The 9,178-nt window shown below is 36.0% G+C and carries 9 protein-coding genes; 5 read left to right on the top strand and 4 right to left on the bottom strand.

The annotated features are described in order from the left end of the window. The first annotated feature begins 168 nt into the window (after positions 1-168). Genes Q0625_RS08130 through Q0625_RS08145 form a run of 4 tightly spaced genes read left to right on the top strand, consistent with a single transcriptional unit; the run spans position 169 to position 4,609 of the window. Positions 169-966, top strand: coding sequence for an alpha/beta hydrolase-fold protein (locus Q0625_RS08130; protein WP_298825637.1), 798 nt, complete (start codon positions 169-171; stop codon positions 964-966). Further along, the gene (locus Q0625_RS08135; protein ID WP_298825640.1) at positions 924-1,988 is read left to right on the top strand and encodes a hypothetical protein; all 1,065 of its coding nucleotides are present in this window, start codon (positions 924-926) and stop codon (positions 1,986-1,988) included. The genes Q0625_RS08130 and Q0625_RS08135 overlap by 43 nt, the downstream gene beginning before the upstream one ends. Before the next feature lie 3 nt (positions 1,989-1,991). Then, positions 1,992-3,395 (top strand): ATPase, encoded by a 1,404-nt coding sequence (locus Q0625_RS08140; RefSeq protein WP_298825643.1) that lies wholly within the window; start codon positions 1,992-1,994, stop codon positions 3,393-3,395. 14 nt (positions 3,396-3,409) lie between these two features. Continuing rightward, positions 3,410-4,609 (top strand): RHS repeat protein, encoded by a 1,200-nt coding sequence (locus Q0625_RS08145; protein ID WP_298825645.1) that lies wholly within the window; start codon positions 3,410-3,412, stop codon positions 4,607-4,609. Between the two features lie 9 nt (positions 4,610-4,618). On the opposite strand, the gene Q0625_RS08150 is transcribed toward Q0625_RS08145, so the two are convergent. From Q0625_RS08150 to Q0625_RS08160, 3 genes are all read right to left on the bottom strand, one after another. Continuing rightward, entirely contained in the window at positions 4,619-5,716 is a 1,098-nt protein-coding gene (locus tag Q0625_RS08150) for a hypothetical protein (RefSeq protein WP_298825648.1), read from the bottom strand. Between the two features lie 159 nt (positions 5,717-5,875). Next, complete coding sequence (locus Q0625_RS08155) at positions 5,876-6,235, bottom strand: DUF2809 domain-containing protein (protein WP_298825650.1); 360 nt, start codon at positions 6,233-6,235, stop codon at positions 5,876-5,878. Continuing rightward, complete coding sequence (locus Q0625_RS08160) at positions 6,232-6,747, bottom strand: NUDIX hydrolase (protein ID WP_298825653.1); 516 nt, start codon at positions 6,745-6,747, stop codon at positions 6,232-6,234. Before Q0625_RS08160 ends, Q0625_RS08155 begins: the two co-directional genes overlap by 4 nt. A gap of 142 nt (positions 6,748-6,889) precedes the next feature. Here Q0625_RS08160 and Q0625_RS08165 point away from each other — a divergent pair, with 142 nt between their 5' ends. Next, positions 6,890-8,431, top strand: a complete 1,542-nt coding sequence (locus Q0625_RS08165) for a YifB family Mg chelatase-like AAA ATPase (RefSeq protein WP_298825656.1) — start codon at positions 6,890-6,892, stop codon at positions 8,429-8,431. A 6-nt stretch (positions 8,432-8,437) separates the two neighbouring features. Here Q0625_RS08165 and Q0625_RS08170 read toward each other — a convergent pair. Beyond that, on the bottom strand, positions 8,438-9,178 hold a 741-nt coding region (locus tag Q0625_RS08170), incomplete at its 5' end, for a GDSL-type esterase/lipase family protein (protein WP_298825659.1).

The raw sequence follows: 9,178 nt of genomic DNA on the forward strand, positions 1-9,178 counted from the left end.
CGTATCTCGGAGGCGGAAAAGCTCGGTTTTGATACCATCTTTATCTCCAAATACTCCAAACTCACCGCTGGTAAAAGCCATATCAATGTCATTGCCTATGCTAAAGTAGAAGAGGTCATCGCTCACCTATTTGGCTAATCCTAATATTTCTATAAACCTTAAATCCTTATGAAACAGCTCCTTTTACTCATAAGTAGCCTTCTACTTTTTTCTTGTTCAAAGGCTACTCATACAAGCACTACACCTATACCTCCCTCCAGCTCGGCTAGTGTAATAGACCTTTCTCCTACCCTTGAGAGTCGGATATTGGGAGGTACACAGCACTATGCAGTATATCTTCCGCCCAGCTATACCAAAGAGCCTCAACGTAAGTACCCTGTACTCTACCTACTACATGGTATGTATCAGAATTACAGAAGCTGGATTCATGAAGGAGAACTACAAGCCGCAGCCAACAAAGCCATAGCCGAAGGAGCTGTGGAGATGATTATCATCTGCCCTAATGGGTTCAACTCGTTCTATTACAATAGTGCTGATATGCATTATGAAGACTTTTTTATACAAGAGTTTGTCCCTGAGATAGAAAGGAGATACCGTATTCTTTCCGAAAAGGAACATCGGAACATAGCAGGGCTTTCTATGGGAGGTTTTGGGGCAACTTACTTAGCCTTCCAGCATCATGAGCTCTTTGGCAATGCCTATTCGACCAGCGGCGGCTTTATAGAACCTGCTACTACCCTACTTAAAAACATTATCAATGTTAAATTAGCTACAGAGAAAAGTCATTTCCCTACTTACACCTTAGAATGTGGAGAAGAAGATGCTTTAGTGATTGAATCCAATAGGATACTCAGTCAATTCTTGGACGAAAAACAAATACACTACACCAAAATATTCCGAAAAGGTACTCATAATTGGAAATTTTGGAAGGAATCGCTGCCAAAAATTCTCCATTCGGTAAGATAATTTTAATTTGCGATACTATGAAAAACTATTTATTCCCCTTTTTATTCCTTTTCTCTATTGTTATATGGGGACAAAATGATCCTTTACCGATAAAAATTAAAAAAAAACATAGAACAATAGGAAATTTTTCTGGAAAAATAAAATCTATAAACTATATTAGTTGTAGTGTTATAGATAATAGAAATACCATAAGAACATTTCGTGAAGTTTATGACAATGAATATCTTTATTTATTTGATAAAAAAGGTAATATAACTCATACTTATAAATATGATAATTCAAACAAACTCGTAGAAGAGAAAAAATTTCTATACTCATATAATGAAAATGACTTACTTATAAAAGAATTATATTATAAAAACAATGATTTGATAAGCAGTTATACCTACAAATATAACGAACACGCCAATAAAATAGAAGAAACCTATGAAGATACTCAAAAAAACTACAAATATCTAAGAAAATATAAATATGATGACAAAAACCGTCTTATTTTTGTGAAAGAAAAAAACACCAATAGAGAAGATACACTCAATATTTTTAGAAGAACTTACAAAGATGATTTACTAATGGAAGAATATTATGGAGAAGAAAATTATTCTTATATCCACACTTATTTCTATGAAAATAAAAAATTAAAAACTAAAAAAGAAGAAAGTAGCAGTTTTGAAGGGTGTTATAATACAGATGAAGAAAAAATATATAGATACAATGACAAAGAACTTCCTATATCTTGTGATGTCTATATAAGTCATAAATTACAAAATAATATAACATATGAGTATGATGAAAAAGGAAGAAAAATAAAAAGTGTCTATACTTCCTCTGATGATAGTCAATATGATTCTTATGCTACATATCAATATGATAAAATGGGAAATTTGATTGAAGAAAGTAATAGTCGTCTTTCTCAAAAAATAATCTATTTTTATGACGAGCATAATAATTGGATTAAGCAGGAAGTATATTACAATAACAAATTTTCTCATATCTACGAAAGAACATTTACTTATTACGAATAAATAATGAAACATTTTTTAATCCCATTTTTATTTATCTCTACTGCTGTATTTGCTCAAAATACAAATAACAAAGTAGAAAGATATAAAACAGATCCTGCTATAAACGATGAGTTCAAAAAACCTCTTTTAGGAAAAGTAAAAACTATGCATACTGCCCATTATTTTATAGAATATAATAAATATGACACTATAAAAAAGGAGCTTTTTGATAATAATTATACTTATGGCTTTGATAAAGAAGGAAGAGAAATTCTATTTATCAAATATGATATGCACGGCAATATAAGTAGCAAATATGAAAGGAGATACAACGAAAAAGATAGTCTTACTTATCTAAGAGAATTTATATGGGGAGAAAACTTTGGAACTTATATAGGTGAAAAATCTTATTTCTATAATCCATTAGGACTGTTACAAGAAGTAAAAGGTTGTAGTCTTAAAGAAAGTGATATCTTTTTTCTTAACCGAGAGCTATACAAATATAATGACAAGCAACAGCTCTTAGAAAGTCATTATTACAGCAATGATACTCTCATAGAAACTGTTATTCGTTCTTATAATGACATGGGAAAACTTATAAAAGAACTTGATTATTCAAAAGGAAAATTACGCTCTGAATACAAACTTGAATATGATGAAAGAGACAACCTTATCAAAAAAGATTATTATTTTACACAATTCTCTATCAGTCAAAAAAGTATCACTAAGTACCAATATGATGAACAGAACAGACTTATCTTGGCTACAGAAAATATAGATGGAGATGAAAATATTCTCATTAAGAACATTTATAAAGACAACTTACCTATAGAAAGTTATGAGAAGAATAGAAGTGGAGACGAAATACATATATTTTATCATTATAAAGAAAACCAACTTATAGAAGAAGAAAAATCTACCAGATTTTTTAATGGACATTATTACAGTACTACTAAAGAAAAAATACAATATGATGAAAAATGTCGTATAAAGAAATTCTATGATTATGAAGGAAAAGAAATAGCAAGAACTTATACTCATTATTATGATGATAAGGATAGAATAATAAAAACAGAACTATTATACAGCAATAATAAAAAAAAATATTGGACAAATAGTTATGATATGGCTAATAATCTTACAAAAACTATTTATAATAATAAAGAAGCCGATAAAGATATTTATAGATATGACAAAAACAATAACTTACTCTCTAAAATAATTTATAAAGGAAATAAAGAAGTATATAAAGTACTTTATACTTATGACAAAGATAATAACTTACTTTCTAAAACAACTTACAAAGGAAATAAAGCAATAGAAAAAACATTTTATACTTATGATAGCTATCAAAATCTTATCAAAATAGAAAAATATAATAACGGAAAGAACTATATCTACGAAAGAATTTTTACCTATTACGAATAAAATATTTTAACACTATGAAACATTTTTTATTTATCTTATTATTTTATTTTTCTTCTTGTTTTTATGTATCTCTTCTGTCTCAAGAAGATGACCCTAATAGATATACTAACGAACATCTTAGAAACTTAGGTATTACTCCTCAAGGGAAAGTAAAATCAGTAGAGAAATTCATTTACCATTATGAAAATAAAAATGGGAAAGAGGTAAAGATATTCCCTAAGAATGCGAAAGTAGAACGTATGCCCGTACATAGCCGATACATCTTTGATAAAAAGGGAAATATCATAGAATTTTATAACTACTATACCGATGGGAAACTTTTCCAAAAGATATTTTACCAATACAACGTGGACAATCTACTTACAAAAGCTGATGAATACAAATACATAGAAGAAAACAATCCCCAGCACACAGAAGAAGAAATTTTCTACGAGGGAAAAGTAATGATCTCTAAAAAATACAAGATTGATGGCAACTTATTTGAAATAAGAATGTTGTTTGATAAAAACAAAAGGAAAAAAGCTATTTCAGAATATAGAAATAATACGCTCATTAATAAAAATAAATATTCCTATAATAGCAAAGGGAATATTACATATGAAAAAAATAAATCAATGAGCCTTTTAGGTGATGAAGCATATGATACTTGGTATACATATACGAAAGAAGGTACATTGCTTGCTGAAAAGAAAGAATGTTACTCCATGTTTTGTTTTTATACTACTTATCAATATTTAGCCAATAATGAAGTATATGAAGAGACCACCTATACAACACCTTTACATGATGAGAAAGATATCTCTGACAAAAGAACAAGATACTACATCTATGACTCCAAAGGAGCTATAGTAGAGATACAAACATACAAGGGAGAGGATTTTCGTTCCTACCACTGTATGGAAAACGATAAAGAAGTAGAAACTTATAGTTATTTTCTGGAAGGAGAGGTCATAAAGACTATTTTTTCTTATGATAAGAACAACCAACTCATCAAGAAAGAAAATTTTAATCTTCTTACAGGCGATTTTACCTCTGGAACGTATTATACGTATGATGAGAAAGGAAATTTGCTACAAATAGATGACGGACAGATTCCTTCCCCTAATAGAACCATCTACCACTATGACAAATTCAACAACTGTACCCAAGAAATTTGGTACAAAAATAACAAACCTGCTGCTATTGTAGAACGCATCTTTACCTATTATGAATAACAAAGACTCCTATCTCCAGATGAGCCGTTGCGCTGCTGATATGGGGTATTTCCCAGCTTTGGGATAGAATATAGTACCATCATTATCAGCATCAAGATCTCTAGTTTTGCCATTATTCTCTATAATGATGAGCATATTGATCGCCACTGCAGTCCCAAATACCGCTGGGTCATAGGCATAGGGCACTGCAGAGTGTCTGGGTTGTCCTGTAAAGGCAATATACTTCCCATCTGGAGAAAAGGATGGGAGACGCTCTCCACCTGAATAATAAGTTCTTGCATCGGTAATGCCATCTACCTTTGAAGTAGTTACTTGGTAGTGTGAGTCCTCTTGTATATCATAGAGCCAAATATGCTTATCTCCCCTTCTGAAGACAAATTGTGTCCCTTGTGGGTTCATATTGAGCATCTCTATATCATTGAATGGGATCTTTTTTACATAGGTCATACGCCAATTATTGCTTTCTGAGGCTTTTATGAGTTCATTATCTACACTAAGGAAAAGTTCCCCAGCACTTGACCAGCCTACGATATTGATCCTATGCGGCTCATATCCGTCGATATTAAATTCTTTTAGCACACGCCCGCTACTCCTATCCAATATACTTGCAGGATTATCATCATTATAACCCGTAGATTTTTTGGCTTGTACAGCAACAAATCGTTCGTCAGGCGAGAGGAAAAAACCTACCCCCCCAGAGCCGCCTACATCATAACCATTGAAATCAAAAGAATTGATTTTACGCTTCTGAAAATCATCATCACTGCTGGCCGCACCAGATTTCTTCTCAAGCATAGGCAGATAGGTAAATTGAAGATAATCCGTCTGATATTGGCCATAAGGTCGTTTTGCCCAAGCCACCAATAGCTTCTGGCCATCCCAAGAGACATCATACTTATCAACTATATTGCTCTTGAATATCTCAGTAATGTTTCTCCCTGAGCGAAGGTCATAATACCCATACCCACCTGCAAATTCGTAGTATATGCCACTGCCTGTAACCCCTAAGGCTCCTGAGGTGCCTGCTCCTGATGTCTCATTATCTTTACTGCAAGAAAAGAACAGAAATAATGAGGCAATAACTATTGTAAAAGTTAATTTTTTCATATCTATATTATTTATTGAGGGCAAAAATATAAAATCTTGAAATACAAAACAAAATTATCCTTTTATATTTTTGTTAATCTTCATCTCTAAAAAGTTAATCCTCAGTGGATAGCAAGCTTTGCATGAAAAGGAAAAATCGTTACTCAAGGTAAAATCCTTTTACTTATCAAAAATAAATACTAAAAAGCAGCCTGTAGCATAGCAAAGAATATCTTCAAAAGAGAAATAATTCCCTAGTAGAATATAGCCAAGGGTACCCTTGCCAAAACCAAAGAAAGTAGCCAGCTTAAAGTATTGTAACACCTCCACAAATACAGCAAAGCAGAAAATTCCTATAAGCAATTTCTTAGTGTTCTTGATACGGAAAAAGGCTCTAATAAAGCAATAAATCAGTATCACCACCAAGATATCACCTAAGTATGCCCGTACAAAGGAAACACTCTTGAATAAAGTGGCTATGGCTACCTCTACCAAAAAGAGGATCAGGGCAGCGAAGAAGTATTTGGGATTGAATTTCATTGGTTTAAGTAATATTTTTCAATGACTGTTCTTACAGAGACAAAGCCTATTTTGCTAAGGTCGATTTCAGGTATGGGAATCCATTGTAAGGACTTGATTTCATCGGCTGCTCTTACAGAGACAGGCACATCCAAAGGACATTCGTAGAAAATATCCATAGTACGATAGGGAACATCCTTGTACAAATAATGATTGGGTTGAGTAGTCACATATTTTAGTTGGCTTGGCGTTATCTCTAAGCCCAATTCCTCATTCACCTCACGACAAGCAGCCGCTTCGGCATTCTCATCAGGATCTATAAAGCCCCCAGGGAGGTCTAACTTACCTTTATCAGGGTCTATATTACGTACCGCAAAAAGGATTTCTCTCTCACGCCTGAAAATAACTGCCACCGCAGCAGCTATATTGTGGTAATAGACAAAACCACATTGATGGCAGAGAAAACGTACTAAGTTAGGAAACTCTATATCCTTGCTTCCACAATGGGGACAATAGGTGAAAATTTGTTCCATGATATACTTATTTTGCAAGGACAAAAATAGTGAAAATTGCGCACATAACCTCAAAGAAAAAGAAAATCATTTTATAGCCAAAAAGTCATTATTTTTTCGTAAATTTGCTCTACACAAAAAATCTTTTTTCAAAACAAAGAGCATGTTAGTAAAGATATATGGCAGTGCTGTTTATGGTGTGGAGGCTATTACCATTACCATTGAGGTCAATATAGATAAGGGCGTAGGCTACCACTTGGTTGGGCTACCTGACAATGCTATCAAGGAAAGTAATTTCCGTATAGAGGCTGCCCTACACAACAACCAATACAAGATTCCTGGAAAGAAAATTACCATCAATATGGCACCTGCTGATATGCGTAAGGAAGGTTCGGCCTACGATCTAAGTTTTGCCATAGGTATTCTGGCAGCCAACGGACAGATACAATGTGAGGAGATAGAGCGGTATATCATTATGGGCGAGCTCTCCTTGGACGGCAGCTTACAACCTATCAAGGGAGCCTTGCCGATTGCTATCCAAGCTAGGAAAGAAGGCTTCAAGGGCTTTATACTTCCTATGCAAAATGCCAAGGAAGCCGCTATTGTCAATAACTTGGAAGTATATGGAGCAGAGAATATCAAGCAGGTTATAGACTTTCTCAACGGGGAAGATAGCCTACAGCGGGTAGAACTAAACACCCGTGAGGAGTTCTTCAAGCATGTGGAGACCCCAGAGTTTGACTTTGCTGATGTCAAAGGCCAAGAGAGTGTCAAGCGCTGTATGGAGATTGCGGCCGCAGGCGGACATAACATTATACTCATTGGCCCTCCTGGTTCTGGGAAAACGATGCTTGCCAAGCGCCTGCCTGGCATACTCCCTCCGATGACACTACAAGAGGCGCTAGAAACCACTAAGATTCACAGTGTAGTGGGGCGGGTCAAGGACAATGGACTTATCTGTCAGCGCCCTTTTCGCAGTCCGCACCATACCATTTCGGATGTGGCACTGGTAGGGGGAGGCAGCTATCCACAGCCTGGGGAAATCTCCTTAGCACACAATGGAGTGCTCTTTTTGGACGAACTCCCCGAATTCAAGCGTAGTGTATTGGAAGTGATGCGCCAACCCTTGGAAGACAGAGAGGTAACGATTTCACGTACTAAGTTCTCTATTACCTATCCTGCTTCATTCATGTTGGTTGCCAGTATGAACCCCTCACCCAGCGGTTATTTCAACGACCCTGATGCCCCTATGGTAAGCTCCCCTGCCGAGATGCAGCGATACTTAAGCAAAATCTCAGGGCCTTTACTTGACAGAATAGATATACATATAGAAGTCAATCCTGTGCCTTTTGAGAAACTTGCCCAACGAGAAAAAGCCGAAAGTAGTACCGCCATTCGTGAGCGAGTCATACGTGCTAGAGAGATACAGACCCAGCGGTTTGCCGAGTATGAACATATTCACTATAATGCCCAAATGAGCAGCCAACAGATAGGGAAATACTGCCATGTAGAAGCCTCCTCCTTGGCGATGCTCAAGAAAGCCATGGAACGGCTTAGCCTTTCAGCACGTGCCTATGACCGTATCCTAAAGGTAGCGCGTACCATAGCCGATCTGGAAGGGGCTGAAACAATTAAGGAACACCACATAGGTGAGGCCATACAATATCGTAGCCTTGACCGAGAAGGCTGGTTAGGAGGGTTCTAAAGAAGTTTATTTTTTGTACATGTCTGGAGATTGTACCGAAAGCAAGTCCTCCACCAAGTTCTGGAATAGCAGCTGTGCAATACGTTCGGTACCCTTGTCAGAGAAATGCACCAAATCACTCGCTGCCATACGGTTGTCATACCATATCTTCATAGAGTTCTTACCTCCCATGGCCTCATACATGCTAAAGAAAGCAAAGCCATTTTCAGCAGCCTGCTTTTTCATTTCTTCCACCAGCTCTGGAATAATGTCATAGGTAGTTTTGGTACTTCGCTTAAGCATATCACTGGGGCCTATCAGTAGAAAGAGAGCATCGGGATTGCGCTTCTGTACCCATTGCATATTGGTAATGATACGCTTCACGCTGGAGGCTACCTTATTTTTGGTCAGGTATGGGACAAGATTCCCCCCGAATTGGAAGATGATAATATCGGGTTTCAGCTCGCGACTCATCGCATCGTAAGTATCCTGAATACGAGTAAAGTGAAAACCCGAATCCCCACGTGTAGGAATATTATCAGCCTGTACCCCCTCAGTGCTACCTACCGTTACCCCATAGAAATCAGGGCTTTTGGTACTAGAGAACTGTACTCGGAGTTTCTTGGGCGTAGCAGAAAAGTTCAACTTATAAGCATGGTAGGCACCATCCGCTATAAGTGTATCTTTCCTTATCTCCGTATTATCTTCATAGACAGTGACTAAGGCAGGTGTAGTACAATTACCATAATGTATGGTTACTTGGTTATA

Origin of the sequence: uncultured Capnocytophaga sp. (assembly GCF_938029845.1) — a bacterium.
GTDB lineage: Bacteria > Bacteroidota > Bacteroidia > Flavobacteriales > Flavobacteriaceae > Capnocytophaga.

Bases quoted from the DNA above. Each gene is read 5' to 3' on its own strand.
- Q0625_RS08130 (WP_298825637.1), top strand. From the start codon at position 169: ATGAAACAGCTCCTTTTACTCATAAGTAGCCTTCTACTTTTTTCTTGT.
- Q0625_RS08140 (WP_298825643.1), top strand. From the start codon at position 1,992: ATGAAACATTTTTTAATCCCATTTTTATTTATCTCTACTGCTGTATTT.
- Q0625_RS08145 (WP_298825645.1), top strand. From the start codon at position 3,410: ATGAAACATTTTTTATTTATCTTATTATTTTATTTTTCTTCTTGTTTT.
- Q0625_RS08150 (WP_298825648.1), bottom strand. From the start codon at position 5,716: ATGAAAAAATTAACTTTTACAATAGTTATTGCCTCATTATTTCTGTTC.
- Q0625_RS08155 (WP_298825650.1), bottom strand. From the start codon at position 6,235: ATGAAATTCAATCCCAAATACTTCTTCGCTGCCCTGATCCTCTTTTTG.
- Q0625_RS08160 (WP_298825653.1), bottom strand. From the start codon at position 6,747: ATGGAACAAATTTTCACCTATTGTCCCCATTGTGGAAGCAAGGATATA.
- Q0625_RS08165 (WP_298825656.1), top strand. From the start codon at position 6,890: ATGTTAGTAAAGATATATGGCAGTGCTGTTTATGGTGTGGAGGCTATT.